This window comes from Prochlorococcus marinus str. MIT 9211, from assembly GCF_000018585.1.
In the GTDB taxonomy this organism is placed as follows: Bacteria; Cyanobacteriota; Cyanobacteriia; order PCC-6307; family Cyanobiaceae; genus Prochlorococcus_D; species Prochlorococcus_D marinus_B.
Genome location: NC_009976.1, coordinates 48,900 through 65,251 on the forward strand (window position 1 = coordinate 48,900; position 16,352 = coordinate 65,251).

The following is a 16,352-nucleotide window of genomic DNA, read 5'->3' on the forward strand; positions in this document are numbered from 1 at the left end:
ACTTTAGTGAAAAGCCAATCATTCCTTAATGCTTTTTATTAGAACTAAAGTAATGCCTTCACTAGGTTACATTAATTATTTTCTGACATTGCTTTGATCATTGCTTTTTGTGCTTCTTTTTGATTATGTCTGATTAAATTTTTGAAGAATGTTTGATGAGATTTTTGGAATTGTGGATCTTCAGCCAATGGCAAGGCCCCAGCAATGGATAAACCTTCTTCTCCTTCCATAGCAGCTGTGATGATCACTAAATCTGAATTTAAATTACTGGTGTATGACCACCACAAGCTCGCATTTGAAAATGCTGGATGGCTTTGATTGACTAATTGCTTTTCACTTTTGTTTCTGGATACTTTCTTTTTATGTGTTCCTGTAGTAATTTCCTCTAAGATTTTTACTCGTTGCTTGGATAAGTCAATTAATAGTTGATTTTTACTACGACCACGCAATTGAAAAAGGACAAAAGGGTCTTCTTTAAATCTATCTCCCATTAAAAAGTAAATAGCGCTTATGTGTTTACATGGATTTGCTTGATCTGGGCAGCTACATTCGCTTTTTACTTCTTGTAGCTTGAATGGAAACAGTCTGCGACCACTAGCTGCAAAAGCCGTTTCAATATCCTTAGGCATAATTCCTGCTAATAACTGTGCTGACCACTTTGCTTTTTGAGCCATGGCTTCTAGGACATATTGCCAATCTTCTTCATCTAGCACGTCTAACCAAAGCTTTACCTTATAAGGATCTTTTTCAGTCCCTTGAACTCTTCCATGCACTCTTCTTCCTTCAAACCGTATTGAGGTGACATTGCCTTCTCTTGCATAGCCCCAGGCACGCTCTAAACGTTTCTTAAATCGATAGGAATTAATTAGTTCCATCCATTGTTCTACCCACCAAGATTGTTGTCCTAGTCCTTCTTTACCCAGAGCAGTTGTTATTTCGGAGTTGTTTTTGGAAGAGAATGACATAGTTGTTAACTCTCTTTTTCTAAGGAAACTAATTCACGTAATTCATTGATGCCAAGTTTGCCAAGCCAATCTTCACCTGCACCAATTATATTTTCTGCGAGCTTAGACTTTTCAGTAATCATTTGATCAATTTTTTCTTCTACTGACCCTGTAGCAATAAATTTGTGAACCATTACGCTATTTTTTTGACCAATTCTATAAGCACGATCTGTTGCCTGATTTTCTACGGCAGGGTTCCACCATCGATCAATATGCAACACGTGGTTAGCTCGAGTCAGGTTCAGACCAATACCACCTGCTTTGAGAGAAAGTAAAAATAATTTTGGGCCTCTGGGATCTTCTTGAAATTGATCAACCATTGATTGTCTATCTATTTTGCGAGTTCCTCCATGTAGAAAAAGTATGCTATGTCCCCACTTTTTTTCTAGATAAGCTTGTAGTAAGTGACCCCATTCAGCGAATTGGGTAAAAAGAAGAGCTCTGTCCTCTGTTGCGAATATCACATCAAGAAGTTCTTCCAGCCTTTGAAGTTTGGTTGATCGTATTCCAAAATCATCGCTAATGTTTTTTTCTTTGAGGGCAAGAGCAGGATGATTACATATTTGTTTGAGACGTGTTAATAGACCTAAGGTTTTCGCATGACGCTGACCAATAGGACTTCTTGCGATTTCCTGTAAGGTATTGTCTACAGTTTTGTTATAAAGAGCTCTTTGCTCTTGACTAAGAGTAATCCATTCTTTTAGTTCGACTTTGCTTGGTAGATCCGAGATAATTGATTTATCACTTTTTAACCTTCTAAGAATAAAGGGACTGACACGAGCTTTGAGATCGGTTAACGAAGAAATATCACCATAACGTTCAATCGGTAATTTGTAGCGTTGATCAAAAAATTCTTTTTCTCCAAGTACTGATGGATTTAAAAAATCCATTAATGACCAAAGCTCACTTACACGATTTTCTATAGGGGTACCAGTTAATGCAATACGAAAAGGGATTATTTTTCCGCCTTTAACAATTTCACGAGTTGTTTGACTTTGTTTTGAATTTGGATTTTTTATAGCTTGTGCTTCATCAATAATTACACCTTGCCAATCAATTGTTTTCAGAAGCTGTTTATCTCTATGTAGTAGGCCATAGCTAGTAATAAGAATGTCTACTTTTTTGAGAATCTTTTTCAAGAGTGTTGATGTAGATGAACGATTAGGACCGTAATGCTCTAATACAGATAACTCTGGTGTAAATGAATAAGCTTCTCGTTTCCAGTTTGTTAATACTGACGTAGGTGCAATTAGCAAAACAGGTTTCTTGAGGTCCTTGTTACTTTTTAAGTGCTGAATAAAAGCAAGCACTTGAATTGTTTTGCCCAGGCCCATGTCATCTGCTAAACATGCACCTTGATTAAAACGATGCAAGAAAGCCAACCATCCTATGCCACGTTCTTGATAAGGCCTCAGTTGTCCATAGAAGCCATCTGGTGCAGCTAGAGGCTCAGGACTTGTATGTTGGTGGTATTGCTCTAAAACGCCTTGGAGCTTTGGCCCAGCATTAAATTGATGTACTGGAAGCTTCATTAGAGTCTCCCCTTTAGTTGCGGTAAGTCTTAATGCGTCATCTAGGCTTAATTCAGGATTATTGCTACAGAATTTTTCGGCGATTTTAAGATCATTTGGACGTAATTCAAGCCATGAATCCTTATAGCGAACTAGAGGGCTGCGTTTACTTGCCAGTTGTTCTAGATCTTTAAGGCTTAATATGCTTCCCCCTATCATTAGCTCCCAACTCCATTCTAGATTCTCTCGAAGTGTTAATCCTCTGGCACTAGTCGCTAACTCTGCTTTAATAGCTATACCTAGTCGACTTGCTAATCCTCCTGATAAACTTCTAGGTAGTATTACACCAATACCAATATCACGTAATTGCTTTGAGGCTGTACGTACTAGAACAAAAGCTTCTGCAGGTGTGAGTTGCATATTATTTGGAGTAGCATTTTCCAGACCCCTTTCTATTGGTTGAAAGATATTGAGTGCTCTGCCAAGACCTTCTAGTAGAATTTCTCCAGGCTGCGCTATTTGAATATCACCAATCTGTAGAACTGCTGAGTCTGCATTCCATACTGCTTCTGCTGCTACCTTTAGTGATGGATCTGCTTCAGCTTGTAAAGAGAATTGTAAGTCCCATAAATCTTCTCCTTCAAGTGGTGCAAAAAGCTCAAGGCATGCTCTTGCACCTTTAACATTGCCTGATAAATTTTCTTTCCAATTTTTACTTGCCTTGGCTAATCTTTCACAATCTTCCAACGGAAGACGAATGACTCCATTATGTGATCCTAATGCCTCTTGCCAAGCTTTCAGCAATGGATCAAGGTCTTCAGAACTTTCCTCAAAATCTTTTCTTAGCTGTCCATCCACGAGTTCTTCTAAGAGATAAGCCACTTGAAGTCGACTATTGATTGGTCGACATACTGCAAGTCCGTATTCATCGAGTGTTTCCCTAGGAGTAGTCTTTAATATATGGTTTTGATTTTCTTCAGAAGTTTCCTCTCTTTTTATGGCACATGTTGCTACTAATGGAAGCCTGATAGAGAATTCTTCTAATCTTTTGCGCTCGTTTTCGTTATTAAGTAAAGGACTCCACCTAGCTCTAGCTCCAATATTATCAATTGTATTTAATTCAACTTGTGGCAACCAAAGGCCACGAGCAATTAAACTTAGAGACCAACGTTCTAAATGACTCCACCATAGGATCTCTTCACTAAGCTCAGGATCTTTTTTCGTGAGAGGTAAGTTTGCAAGCCACGATGCAGCTTCACTGGGTTTGATTGCTATACCTTCAACTTGCCAGGGCCACCATTCACATTGTTTAGTTACTGGCTCTCCTGCTTGTAAAGGTAGTCCACTCCATTGAGGTTGATCGCTAGTATTTTGTGAGTCCGTTACTCCATTTAATTTTTTGTCTAATGAGTTTTTAATAGATTTACTAGGTAGAGTTAATAAGGCTGTACATTCAATACTTTCTTTAGGTAAAAGCTTTTTTTGCAATAGCCAAATACGTAAATCTGCTGCTGATAAGGCAAATGGATGTATTACAGGCTGATTGCTGACTATGCTTGGTTTTGCAACTCTCCATGAATCAGCCCAGATGAGTAGTCCTGGATTATGCGAACTTCCGGTTCGCATTGCTGGCAGCCAAGTAGCGTGTAGCAGACTCATACCCGCAACGCGGTTAGCATGAATTGGAGCTCCTTCCCTATGAAACGTTATTCCATCAAGGGCAATAACGATTTAGGTCAACTCTATAGCCAATCATGACAGTTGAACAATTGTCGCCTCATTCAAAGTCACACCCTCTGACAGGAGAGGAGATTCGGACTGCATTTTTGCATTTTTTTGCCGAACGTGGTCATCAAGTTTTACCTAGTGCATCTTTGGTGCCTGATGATCCAACAGTCTTACTCACAATTGCAGGCATGCTACCTTTTAAGCCTGTATTTCTTGGTCATGAAGAGAGACCTTCGTCTAGAGTAGTTACGAGTCAAAAATGTATTCGTACAAATGACATAGAGAATGTTGGCCGTACTGCCAGGCATCAGACTTATTTTGAGATGCTAGGTAACTTTTCTTTTGGTGATTATTTTAAAAAAGAAGCAATTCAATGGGCGTGGGAGTTAAGTACAAAAACCTTTGGCTTAGATCCCAAATACCTTGTAGTTAGTATTTTTCGAGAAGATGATGACGCTTATGAAATTTGGAGAAATATCATTGGAGTAAATCCTGATCGGATTATTCGGATGGATGAGGCAGATAATTTTTGGTCTTCGGGACCTACAGGACCGTGTGGACCTTGTTCGGAATTGTATTATGACTTCAATCCAGAGCTTGGGAATCATTGTATTGACTTAGAAGATGACACTAGATTTATAGAATTCTATAACTTGGTTTTTATGGAATTTAATAGGGATTCTACTGGCAGGTTGTCTTCACTATCTAATTGCAATATTGATACGGGTATGGGTCTAGAGAGAATGGCACAAATCTTACAAAAAGTGCCTAATAATTATGAGACAGATTTAATTTACCCTTTATTAGAAAAGGTTGCCTACTTAGTAGGTGTTGATTATCAAAAGACAGATAAAAAAACGCGGATCTCTTATAAGGTTATTGGTGATCACATTAGAGCATGTGTTCAGTTGATAAGCGATGGTGTATCAGCGAGTAATTTAGGGCGTGGATACATCTTGAGGCGATTGTTGAGGCGCATTGTTAGACATGGGCGCCTTCTTGGTATACCAAAACCTTTCTTAATTGATCTGGGTGAAGTAGCTATTTCTCTAATGAAGTCTACATACCCTCAGCTACTTGAAAGGCGTGATGTGATTTTGAAAGAGTTGCAAAGAGAAGAGCTACGTTTTTTAGAAACATTAGAGAGAGGTGAGAGATTGTTGGCAGATCTACTTTCAAACAATCCAAAAGAAATATCAGGTGAACAGGCATTTGAGTTATATGACACGTATGGATTTCCATTGGAATTAACTCAAGAAATTGCTGAGGAAAATTCGATTGAAGTTGATTTAAAAGCTTTTGAAAAGGCAATGCAGAGGCAACGTATCCGTGCGAAAGCAGCCAGTACAACAATTGATTTGACACTGCAGGATACACTTGACAAGGCGGTTAGAGAACTTAAGCCAACAAATTTCAAGGGGTATGAATGCTTAACAGAAACTAGTACTGTGCAAGCAATATTCATTAATGGTGAGCTTGCTCAAGAAGCTCAAGAAAATGATGTAATACAAGTAGCCCTTGATATTACGCCTTTTTATGGAGAATCCGGAGGTCAGATTGGTGATACAGGGATCCTGTTTAAGGAATCTGTCACTAATTGCTTAATTGAAATTGATAGTGTAATTAGAAATAATGATGTGTTTGTTCATAGAGGTATTGTTAAGAATGGAAGGCTACAGGTAGGCGATATAATTCAAAGTCAAGTTCATCATATAAATCGAAGACGTGCTCAAATAAATCATACTGCTACACATCTTTTACAAGCTTCATTAAAGGAAATTGTTGGCTCTGAAATTAGTCAAGCCGGCTCCTTAGTAAGTTTTGAGCGTTTGCGATTTGATTTCCATTGTTCCTCTCCAGTGTCCTCTGAAGAGCTAGAGAAGGTTGAAAAAAAAATAAATTTATGGATATCTGAATCACATTCTTTAGTAGTCAAAGAAATGAAGATAGATGATGCGAAACAAGCTGGAGCAGTTGCAATGTTTGGCGAAAAATATGGCACTTTAGTGAGAGTAGTTGATGTGCCAGGGGTATCTATGGAACTCTGTGGCGGAACACATGTAGCGAATACAGCTGATATAGGAGCTTTTAAGATTGTTGGAGAATCCGGAATAGCTGCTGGAATTCGTAGAATCGAAGCTGTTGCTGGCCCAGGAGTTTTTGATTATTTTAATGCTCGTGATTCAGTTGTACGGATTCTGAGCGAACGTTTTAAGGTTCAATCAAATGAGATTGTCGATAGAGTGATTGCTTTACAAGATGAAGTTAAGCTATTAGGGAAGTCACTGATCAAAGCACAGGAAGAAATTGCATTCGCGAAGACTTCGGCACTTGTTAGTAAAGCAACAGCTATTAAATCTAGTCATTATATTATTCACCGTTTAGATGGTGTGCCAAGTGAAGCACTGCAATCGGCAGCAAAGGTGTTAGTTGATCAATTGGGTGATTGTTCTGCTGTACTACTTGCAGGAACTCCAACTCAGAGCGATCCCAATAAAGTAATTCTTGTTGCGGCATTTGGAGCTAAGACAGTTGCTCATGGATTACATGCCGGTAAATTTCTTGGGCCAATAGCCAAGATGTGTGGAGGAGGAGGAGGAGGGCGCCCTAATTTTGCGCAAGCAGGTGGCCGTGATGCGAAGCCTCTAGATAAGGCTTTAGATCTTGCAAGAGAGCAATTAATGGGTGCTTTACTTTGAAATTATTCTTGTAAATATGTGCTTTGCCTAAGACTGGTTTCTACATGTTCTATTAAGCGTTGAGCATCATTGATTTTTAACTTTCCTTGTTGTATAGCTGATTCGCTCGCTATTCGCAGTCTTTCTAATAATTGCTCGGAGTCATGTTCCATTGCATTAAGTACTTCTGCTTTTGTATCCCCACGAATAACGTGATCTAATTTGTACCCTCCATTTTTTGCCATGCGGATATGTATCGAATTCGTACTTCCAAATAGATTATGGAGATTGCCCATCACTTCTTGGTATGCCCCTCCTAGAAACATGCCTATCAAATAATCTTCATTAGAGTTAAGCCTATGCAACTCAATCAGAGATTTAGCTTGTCCATTATCAATAAATTTCGATAATTTACCATCTGAATCACAAGTTAAATCAGCAAAATGCCCTAGTTGAGTTGGCTTTTCATTTAGTCGATGTATGGGCATTATTGGGAAGAGTTGGCCAATGGCCCATGTATCAGGTGCTGAACGAAAAATAGATATATTGGCGTAATAGGTCTCAGCTAGTGCTGCATTAAGTGCATTTAGTTCTTCAGGAATCAAAGTGTCTTTTGGCAGTTTCACCGCTAATGCTTTTGCACAGGCCCAGGTAAGTTGCTCTGCCTTAGCTCGTTCTTCCAGACCTATGTACCCTAAACGGAATGCAGCCAATGCATCTTCTTTAAATTTAAGTGCGTCGTTCCATGCTTCTTGCAACCTTGAGATATCAACGCCAATATTGTGTGGCTCTTCACTTAGAGATCTTAATGTTTGACGTAGATTTTGAACACTGAGACACTCATGTTCTGTTGTTGCTCGAGTATCACTAGGAATTGAGCTGGTTCCTAAAACATTAAAAACTAATATTGAGAAATGACTAGAAACGGCTCTTCCATTTTCACTCACTAAGGTTGGTACTTGGACTTGGTTCTCTTTACAGCATTCTTGAATGGTGGCTACTACATCGTTTGCATAATTTTGAAGTGAATAATTTGTAGAGGCTTGTGTTGCCGTACGACTACCATCGTAATCGATTCCTAAGCCACCCCCCACATCAAGATGACCCATTGGTGCTCCTAGGCGCTTTAATTCGATATAAATATGACTGGCTTCTTGCAATGCATTCTTCAAAACTGCTATGTCATTAATTTGGCTCCCTATGTGGAAATGTAGAAGAATTAATTCTTTGAGCAGGCCCGCATCTTTTAATTGTTGGACTGCTTGAGATATTTCTGGTATTGATAGGCCGAATTTAGATTTTTCTCCAATAGAGTTGCTCCATCTACCACTACTTTGACTCGATAATTTTGCTCTTATACCTATAAAGGGTGCAGATCCAATTTTCTTAGTAGCATTGATAATGCGATCAACTTCATCTAATTGTTCAATAACTACTATAGGTTTCCTTCCTAATTGTCTTGCTAAAATAGATGTTTCTATATAACGCTTATCTTTGTAACCATTGCAAATTAGTAATGCTTCAGGGTCATCTAATAAGGAAAGTGCTATTAATAATTCTGCTTTGCTTCCAGCCTCGAGGCCGAAATGCCATTCTCGGCTACATGTAACTATTTCTTCGACAACATGTCGCTGCTGGTTGCATTTGATTGGAAAGACACCTTTATATTCTCCTTCATACTCATAATGTGAAATTGCATTTTTAAAAGCACCATGTAATTTTTTGATTCTGTCTTCAAGAATGTCATCGAAACGAAGTAAAAGAGGTGACTTTAGATTGCGACTATTCAGTTCTTTAACTAATACCATTAAATCTAATGAATCACCTTCAGGCCCCGTCGGACTGACTTTTATATTTCCAGATTCATTAATTGAGAAATAATCTTTCCCCCATTTATCCAGTCGATATAAAACAGTACTGTCTTCAACAGACCAGTCATTTTTCTTAGTGAGGGGCTTGGATTTGGACAAAGTTTAGTAGAGAAAACTATTTATAAAATTTGAAGGGGTGTTCATTGGATACGAGCCCATTCTAAGAACAGTTGTTTTTAATCCTATTGTTTTGCTTGCCAAGAGGGTACTTCTCAGTAGACGATAGCTCCATTCTGAATTTATTTTTTTATGGTTGCGGAAAGAACTTTCCTTGCAATTAAGCCTGATGGTGTGCAGAGAGGCTTAGTCGGTGAAATCCTTAGTCGTTTTGAGCGGAAAGGTTTTAAGTTAATTGCCCTAAAACAATTAATTCCTAGTAGAGCATTGGCTGAGCAGCACTATGGAGTTCATAGAGAGCGACCTTTCTTTAAAGGATTGGTTGACTTCATCACCAGTGGTCCTGTTATTGCAATGATATGGGAAGGCGAAGGCGTAATTTTGGGAGCAAGAAAACTAATTGGATCTACAAAGCCTCTTGATGCGGACCCTGGAACTATTCGAGGAGATTTGGCTATAGATATTGGAAGAAATGTGATTCATGGATCGGATGGTCCAGAAACTGCGAGTTTTGAAATAGGTTTATGGTTTGAATCTTCGGAACTTAGCGATTGGAACCCTTCAGATCAGTTGTGGAGAGTGGAGTAGTAATTTCACTATTGGTGAATCGCGTGTAATGAAATTGTTGCAATAAACTTTTTTCTGAATTTGATAATGGTTGATCACATAAGCATTTTCCAATTAAGTCCGATGTAATAGCTGCTAAAAGTACTCCATTGCGATGATGTCCAGTTGCTAGCCAGAGCCCATTTAGAGATGAATTTCCCAGAATTGGCTTTAAATCTGGTGTACATGGTCTAAAGCCCCACCAGCGCTCCATATGTGGCCAAGACATTGCTGAAGGAAGAAGAGACTCCACTCCCTTTTGTAATTCATTTTGTCCATATGGTGTACAACCTTCATTAAAACCTTCTTCTTTTTCGTTTGTTGCGCCAACAATGATTAAGCCGTCTTCGCGAGGGACTAAATAAATTCCTGGTCCAAACATGATTCGTTTAAGGGCATCTTTCGGACCTTGTATAGAAAACATTTGTCCTTTGACTGGGAATATTGGTACTTCTTTAAAAAGTTGATTGCTCCAAGCTCCACTACAAAGAACGGCTTCGTTTGCAAAAATTTCTTCCACTTGACCTGATGCATTACATACATAAACGCCTTGAAAAACATTTTCTTTATAAATTAAAGATTGGACTTCTACACCTTCTTGAAAGTGCACCCCTAATTCCACGCATGCTTTTTCAAGGGCTCTCATTAAACGACGCCGGTTGTCTATTTGCCCATCTTCACTAAACAGTAATCCAGTTTCCCATTGAGAGGCTATTCCAGGTATTTCTTTTTCTAATGAAAGTCTATTTAGAGACTGACCAAAACGAGCCGTTGGATACTTCTCTCTGGTTTCAAGATTACAAAAAGGTACGACTATTCCACTCATTCTGAGTCCACAATTCATTCCGCTATTGGTCTCAATTTTCTGGACCCATTCAGGTATTTGCAAGAGACTTGAGCGACCTAGTTCAAGCATTTGATTACTAAGCCCTTCTGCATGTGGAGCCAACATCCCCGCAGCGACAAAACCTGCAGCTTCGCTTCTTCTTCTGCTTAAGATTTCAACCTTACGTCCTTTGCTTGCTAATTCATGAGCGATTGAGAGCCCTATGAGACCACCTCCAAGAATTAGTAATCGTTCTGAAGTATGTGTCGCCATTTTTGGCCCTTGATAGAGTTAATTTTGAGTTTTTTAGTGCCCGTTGTCTATCCAAGTTGTTCTCTTTTCCATAGGATGAAAGAATCTCGAACTTGATATTAAAAATGTCTAGCTCTAATACTGAGTGGCAAGCAGTGATTGGTTTGGAGACTCATGTTCAATTGGGAACAGATAGCAAAATATTTACTTCAGCGTCTACGCATTTTGGTGATGCCCCTAATACGCATATTGATCCAGTTGTTTGCGGGTTGCCTGGTACTTTGCCGGTTTTAAACAAGAAAGTCCTTGAGTATGCCGTTAAAGCTTCTATGGCATTAAATTTGAATATTGCTCGACATAGCAAATTTGATCGGAAGCAATATTTTTATCCTGACCTTCCTAAGAATTACCAGATCTCTCAATTTGATGAACCTATTGCGGAAGAGGGATGGATTGAAGTAGAAGTTGCTGAAAAAGGTAAAGACACTTATTTAAAAAAAATTGGTATAGAAAGATTACATATGGAGGAAGATGCAGGGAAATTGGTTCACTCTGGCAGTGACCGACTAGCTGGTTCTACCCATTCTTTGGTTGATTACAATCGCGCTGGAGTAGCTTTGGCAGAGATTGTTAGTAAACCAGATTTACGTACTGGGAGAGAAGCAGCTGAATATGCTGCGGAGATAAGACGAATAGTTAGATACCTCGGAGTTTCTGATGGGAATATGCAGGAAGGTTCTTTGCGATGTGATGTGAATATCTCTGTCCGAAGGGACGAAAATGCTCCATTTGGCACAAAAGTAGAAATTAAAAATATGAATTCATTCTCAGCAATTCAAAAGGCTTGTGAATATGAAATTGAGCGCCAGATTTGTTTATATGAAGAAGGTGGTGTTGTGAACCAGGAAACACGACTTTGGGATGAATCTAGGCAATTGACTAAAAGTATGCGATCTAAGGAAGGTAGTAGTGATTATCGTTATTTTCCTGATCCAGATTTAGGACCAATTGAGGTTAGTGCTGATCTTCAAAGGAAGTGGAGATTGGAATTACCAGAGTTGCCTGCCGCAAAACGTCATAGATATGCAGATGAGATGGGTTTGTCTGCATACGATGCAAGAGTACTAACCGATGAGTTAGCCATGGCAGTTTATTTTGAAGCAGTTGTTTTAGAAGGAGCAGACCCCAAAATTGCCTCTAATTGGATTACAGGTGATATAGCGGCTTATGTAAAAGCAAATAAGAAGGATTTTTCTACTCTTCCATTGCGCCCCTCTGAGTTAGCTGAAATGATTCAACTGATTTCTGATGCAAAGATTAGTGGGAAAATTGCTAAAGAGATTCTTCCAGAACTTCTTCAAACAGGTTGCTCCCCGAAAGAATATGTTGAGAGAAATGGCTTAGGAATGATTAGTGACTCTGTATTTATTACTTCAATGATTAATGAGTTGCTTGTAGCCCATCCAGCAGAGGTTGAAGCATTTAGATCGGGGAAAACAAAACTTCAGGGATTTTTTGTTGGTCAATTGATGAAGAAAACGGGTGGTAAGATTGATCCAAAGCTTGCCAATACAATCTTACTAAAGCAGTTACAAGCTTAGGAATTTTTAAAGTAATTTATCTATCTCTAAATATAATTTTTGTAGTTCATTATTATTCTCAATAGTTGTATCTCCTAGTCTCTTTTTTAGTTCTAATGGCCATTGTGCGTTAATTCTATTTTCAGCAGAATTTCTGGAAAGACCATCTCTTTTTAATAAACGATTCATTTGAGTTTCTCTAGTTGAACTTATAACCCATATTTCACTACAAAGTGATGTTAAATCAGCTTCAAATAATAAAGGAATAATTAGTATTACTATCGGTTCACGTTGCATTAAATTTAGTTCTTGTGAGAATCTTTTCCTTACAATTGGGTGAATTAAATTTTCAATCCACCTTCGTTCATTTTTATCTCCAAAGATAATTTCCCCTAATTTGTGCCTATCAATTAATTGTCTATCCTTATTTGTTGAGATAATTCTATTTTTAAATCTTTTTAGAACAGCATTTGCCGCGGGAGTACCTGGTTGAAGAGCATCTCTAGCAAATAAATCTGCATCCAGAATTGGCAAACCTTTGTTGATTGCTAAGTAGCTTCCAACTGTACTTTTTCCACTAGCAATGCCGCCAGTGATTCCAATACGTCTTTGAGATCCTTGCCATCTTTGCAAATTAATAGCCTTGTAAAATTTCGCTCCTATAACGCAGGATAATAGTTATTCTTCTTTCTAAGTAAGCGTATTGGGTTCTACCGAATCATCTTTATGGTCTCCTGCCAAGGGGGGTATTGCTGCTCCTTCTGGGTTTAGTGCTTCTGGGATTTCAGCAGGTTTAAAAAATTCTGGTAATTTTGACCTTGCTTTACTTCTTGCACCTAAAGGTGCTGTATGTGCAGGGACATTTACTCAATCGTTAGTAAGAGCCGCTTGTGTTGACCTTTGTCGAGAGAGATTACTTATCAATCAGGGGAAAGCTAGGGCAGTATTAATTAATTCAGGTCAAGCTAATGCTTGTACTGGTACTCATGGTTTACTTGATGCTTTACAAGCTTCTAGCAGTCTTTCTAAAGAATTAGGCTTCAAGACAGATGAAATATTGGTTTGCTCTACAGGAGTGATAGGGCAAAGAATACCAATGAAGAACTTGCTTTCAGGAATACCTCCTCTTGTTGCAAATTTGAATGAGCAAGATGGCACTAATGCTGCAAATGCAATTTTGACTACTGATTTAACTAGTAAGCAAATTGCCCTTCAGGCATTTTTAGGAGATAGGTGCATCACGATTGGGGGCATGGCAAAAGGCTCTGGGATGATTCATCCAGACATGGCAACTATGCTTGGTTTTATTACCTGTGATGCTGGAGTGCCTATTCAAATCTGGAACGAAATGGTTCGGCAGGTCGTTGATGATTCTTTTAATGCAATTACTGTTGATGGAGATACCAGCACTAATGATGCATTTCTAGCGTTTTCTTCTGGCCCAAGATTGCAGGCTCAAAACTTTGATTTTTTGAAAACTGGATTAAAGTGTGTAGCAGAATATTTAGCAAAATCTATTGCTAGAGATGGTGAAGGATCGAACTGCCTCATTGAAGTAAAAGTTGAAGGAGCAGATACAGCTTCATCGGCAAAAAAAATAGCTCGAACTATTTGTAGTTCTTCTTTAGTGAAAACGGCTGTCAATGGTGCTGATCCTAATTGGGGCAGAATTGCAGCAGCAGCGGGTAGAGCGGGAGTAGACTTTGATCCAAAAAAAATGTCTATTTGGATTGGCCCATATCAATTAATAAGTCATGGAGTTCCTTTATCTTTTAATAGAGATAAAGTTTCTTCTTATATGAGTGATATGCTAAAAAGCCTGGATAATGAGAGTTCTATAAATATAAAAGTTCTTATTGGTGATGGACCGTTCAAGTCATTAGCTTGGGGATGTGATCTTTCTGAAGAATATATCAAAATTAATTCGGAATATACTACCTAGAGTTATGATCTATACCTTGTATTAAAATTAATTTATATACTCTCATTATATTGCTTGTAGTTAGTCATTTCTCTGAATGAAGTAGAGCTTTCTCTTAAACTATCAAATCCACCTGAGGCTTTAATTCTTCCATTTTCAAATTCATATATGCAATCAGATTCCATAACAGTTGATATTCTATGAGCAATTATAATAATAGTGCTTCTTCTACCTATAATTTCAATAGAATCCATTACTTGGGCTTCTGTATTGTTATCTAAAGAGCTTGTAGCTTCATCAAGAATTAATAGTTTCGATTTTCTATAAAATGCTCTTGCGATTGCAATTCTTTGTCTCTGCCCACCAGATAGTTTGATACCATTTTCACCAATTTCAGTATAGATTCCCTCAGGCATTTGGCAGATTAAGTCTGCGATTTGTGCGGCTTGTAAGGAATCCCATGCTCTATCAATATTAATTTCTTCGTTATTTACTCCATACGCTACATTTTCTAAAATATTGCTATTTAAAAGATTAATAGATTGTGGCACATAGGAACAACATGCCTGCCAAGCGGGAACTTCTGTTTCCGTAACATCTACACCATCAATTTGTAGAGAGCCTGACGTTGGTCTTAAAAGTCCTAGGAGTTGATTGGCAGTCGTTGTTTTTCCACTTCCAGTTTTTCCAACTAATGCTATTCTTGAACCTATTGGTATTGTCATGCTGACATTCTTTAATACTAGATCATCACTTTTTGGATATTTATAATTCACCTTATTTAATCTAATATATTTTTTGGGCTCCATTCCTTTGGGAGAAGGCACCTCTTTTGATGAAATAGTTAATCTCTGCTTCTTAACTTGAATTAACTTTAGAGCTTCTTCTAAATCAGGTTTGCTCGATCTTAATGATGTTATTCCTCTAAATAAAGCTTGAAGAGGAGGAGTTAGTTTTAAAGATGCTAAAGCTAGTGTGGCAAGAAATGGAAGGATATCCAGTATTTTGGATGATGCATCGTTTTGTAGGATTGGTATTAAGCCAACTGAAAATATTAAAGTTATTGCGAATGGCTCTAATAATGCTTTTGGTGCTTCTGGTAAAAGTTGAGATTTCCATATATAAGGTATAGCTTTCTTCCCAGAATCGCTGTATTTTTTTTCAAAATAATTCTCTGAACTAGTCAAATGAACATCTATTATTGTTCTCATTGATTCTGTGAAAACATTATTGGTTAGCTTTTCAAGGTTAATTCTTTGAGAACTTGCAAATCTAAGGAAAGGTGTAATAACAATCATTATAAACAAATAACACATTAACATGCTTATTATAATATATATAGATGCCAATCTTGTAATTGCTAAAACAGTGAAGCTGATAAATATGATTGGGAAAATCGCACTTGATAATTCTAATAATGGCAATACAACAATATTAGAAACTCTCTCTATGATTACTAACGCTGTTGTAGATATATCACTCTTTTTTTGTGAGATAAAGAATTCATAAGGGCTAGAAAGTGTATTTTTTAAGGCTAATGATGAAAGATCTTTCCAGATTAGGGCTTTTGTCTTAAGCTGTTGACTCCTTAAAAACAGTTTAAGAAACGCAGCGACCCAGTTCATGCATATATATATAACAACTAATAGTAATATTTTAGAATTTTGATTATTGGCTATTGCATTACCAAATGGAATGGAGGGACTATTTGCACCTCCTGCAAATAATGTGAATATTCTACTAATTAACGTAACTACAATTACATCTGATATTGCTGAAGTAATTGCTAATGGAAATAGACGAAGGAGAGATCTTCTCCTTCTCTTTGGTAGAGCCTGAAAAAGACTAACCAAGAGTCGGTAGGTTTTGCTGCTAGCAATAGCCATTCACAAAACGTACTTAGTATTAGCAGCTTTTTTAATTCAATCGGCCAGTTTGTATGCTGTGAGAAGGGACCTTTCCAGGTCCCATAGATCATTTGAGTGATAAGGCTGATCTAACCCCATCTCCCTTAATAGGGTCAGGCAGCAACAGGTGCTGTCTGACGGGAGAAACTAACGATTTTGTTAGCGTTTATGTGTTTGCTCATGCCGAGCAGGCTTCAGTCACCCTCCTGTTGTCACGTCGAAACCATTGCAGCCCCTTAAGATTGATTTGTTATGGAGCTGAGCGGAATCGAACCGCTGTCCGAAACACTGGTGTGGATCACCTAGTCCATTGGAGAATGGACATTTCTATTTTTGCAGCATTATTACCTT

At 38.1% G+C, this 16,352-nt stretch carries 10 protein-coding genes; 4 read left to right on the plus strand and 6 right to left on the minus strand.

All coding sequences use genetic code 11. From position 1 onward, the window contains the following. Window positions 1-71: 71 nt before the first annotated feature. Both P9211_RS00235 and P9211_RS00240 read right to left on the minus strand, forming a co-directional pair. Window positions 72-965 (minus strand): SWIM zinc finger family protein, encoded by an 894-nt coding sequence (locus tag P9211_RS00235; protein ID WP_012194605.1) that lies wholly within the window; start codon window positions 963-965, stop codon window positions 72-74. Between the two features lie 5 nt (window positions 966-970). Continuing rightward, on the minus strand, window positions 971-4,174 hold the full coding sequence (locus P9211_RS00240; RefSeq protein ID WP_012194606.1) for a DEAD/DEAH box helicase: 3,204 nt from the start codon (window positions 4,172-4,174) through the stop codon (window positions 971-973). A 95-nt stretch (window positions 4,175-4,269) separates the two neighbouring features. On the opposite strand from P9211_RS00240, the gene alaS reads away from it, so the two are divergent. Beyond that, window positions 4,270-6,942: an alanine--tRNA ligase gene (gene alaS / locus P9211_RS00245; protein WP_012194607.1), complete on the plus strand. Its 2,673-nt coding sequence runs from the start codon at window positions 4,270-4,272 to the stop codon at window positions 6,940-6,942. 2 nt (window positions 6,943-6,944) lie between these two features. Here the strand turns inward: alaS and speA are convergent, their stop codons facing one another. Further along, complete coding sequence (speA, locus tag P9211_RS00250; protein ID WP_012194608.1) at window positions 6,945-8,891, minus strand: biosynthetic arginine decarboxylase; 1,947 nt, start codon at window positions 8,889-8,891, stop codon at window positions 6,945-6,947. A gap of 150 nt (window positions 8,892-9,041) precedes the next feature. Between speA and ndk the strand changes: the two genes are divergently transcribed. Next, window positions 9,042-9,497: a nucleoside-diphosphate kinase gene (gene ndk, locus P9211_RS00255; RefSeq protein ID WP_012194609.1), complete on the plus strand. Its 456-nt coding sequence runs from the start codon at window positions 9,042-9,044 to the stop codon at window positions 9,495-9,497. Here ndk and P9211_RS00260 read toward each other — a convergent pair. Next, window positions 9,454-10,614 (minus strand): FAD-dependent oxidoreductase, encoded by a 1,161-nt coding sequence (locus P9211_RS00260; protein ID WP_012194610.1) that lies wholly within the window; start codon window positions 10,612-10,614, stop codon window positions 9,454-9,456. The two genes, ndk and P9211_RS00260, sit on opposite strands and share 44 nt — an antisense overlap. Before the next feature lie 104 nt (window positions 10,615-10,718). Here P9211_RS00260 and gatB point away from each other — a divergent pair, with 104 nt between their 5' ends. Further along, complete coding sequence (gene gatB / locus P9211_RS00265; protein WP_012194611.1) at window positions 10,719-12,194, plus strand: Asp-tRNA(Asn)/Glu-tRNA(Gln) amidotransferase subunit GatB; 1,476 nt, start codon at window positions 10,719-10,721, stop codon at window positions 12,192-12,194. 6 nt (window positions 12,195-12,200) lie between these two features. Here the strand turns inward: gatB and coaE are convergent, their stop codons facing one another. Beyond that, window positions 12,201-12,806: a dephospho-CoA kinase gene (gene coaE / locus P9211_RS00270; RefSeq protein ID WP_012194612.1), complete on the minus strand. Its 606-nt coding sequence runs from the start codon at window positions 12,804-12,806 to the stop codon at window positions 12,201-12,203. A 70-nt stretch (window positions 12,807-12,876) separates the two neighbouring features. Between coaE and argJ the strand changes: the two genes are divergently transcribed. Continuing rightward, window positions 12,877-14,115, plus strand: coding sequence for a bifunctional glutamate N-acetyltransferase/amino-acid acetyltransferase ArgJ (gene argJ, locus P9211_RS00275; protein WP_012194613.1), 1,239 nt, complete (start codon window positions 12,877-12,879; stop codon window positions 14,113-14,115). A 32-nt stretch (window positions 14,116-14,147) separates the two neighbouring features. Here argJ and P9211_RS00280 read toward each other — a convergent pair whose 3' ends face one another. Continuing rightward, window positions 14,148-15,980 carry an ABC transporter ATP-binding protein gene (locus P9211_RS00280; protein ID WP_012194614.1) on the minus strand — a complete coding sequence of 611 codons (1,833 nt, stop codon included), beginning with the start codon at window positions 15,978-15,980 and terminating at the stop codon, window positions 14,148-14,150. Window positions 15,981-16,352: the final 372 nt, after the last annotated feature.

What these genes read in the sequence shown, in the direction of transcription:
- P9211_RS00235 (WP_012194605.1), bottom strand. Translation starts at nt 965, where the DNA reads ATGTCATTCTCTTCCAAAAACAACTCCGAAATAACAACTGCTCTGGGT.
- P9211_RS00240 (WP_012194606.1), bottom strand. Translation starts at nt 4,174, where the DNA reads ATGAGTCTGCTACACGCTACTTGGCTGCCAGCAATGCGAACCGGAAGT.
- alaS (WP_012194607.1), top strand. Translation starts at nt 4,270, where the DNA reads ATGACAGTTGAACAATTGTCGCCTCATTCAAAGTCACACCCTCTGACA.
- ndk (WP_012194609.1), top strand. Translation starts at nt 9,042, where the DNA reads ATGGTTGCGGAAAGAACTTTCCTTGCAATTAAGCCTGATGGTGTGCAG.
- P9211_RS00260 (WP_012194610.1), bottom strand. Translation starts at nt 10,614, where the DNA reads ATGGCGACACATACTTCAGAACGATTACTAATTCTTGGAGGTGGTCTC.
- gatB (WP_012194611.1), top strand. Translation starts at nt 10,719, where the DNA reads ATGTCTAGCTCTAATACTGAGTGGCAAGCAGTGATTGGTTTGGAGACT.
- P9211_RS00280 (WP_012194614.1), bottom strand. Translation starts at nt 15,980, where the DNA reads ATGGCTATTGCTAGCAGCAAAACCTACCGACTCTTGGTTAGTCTTTTT.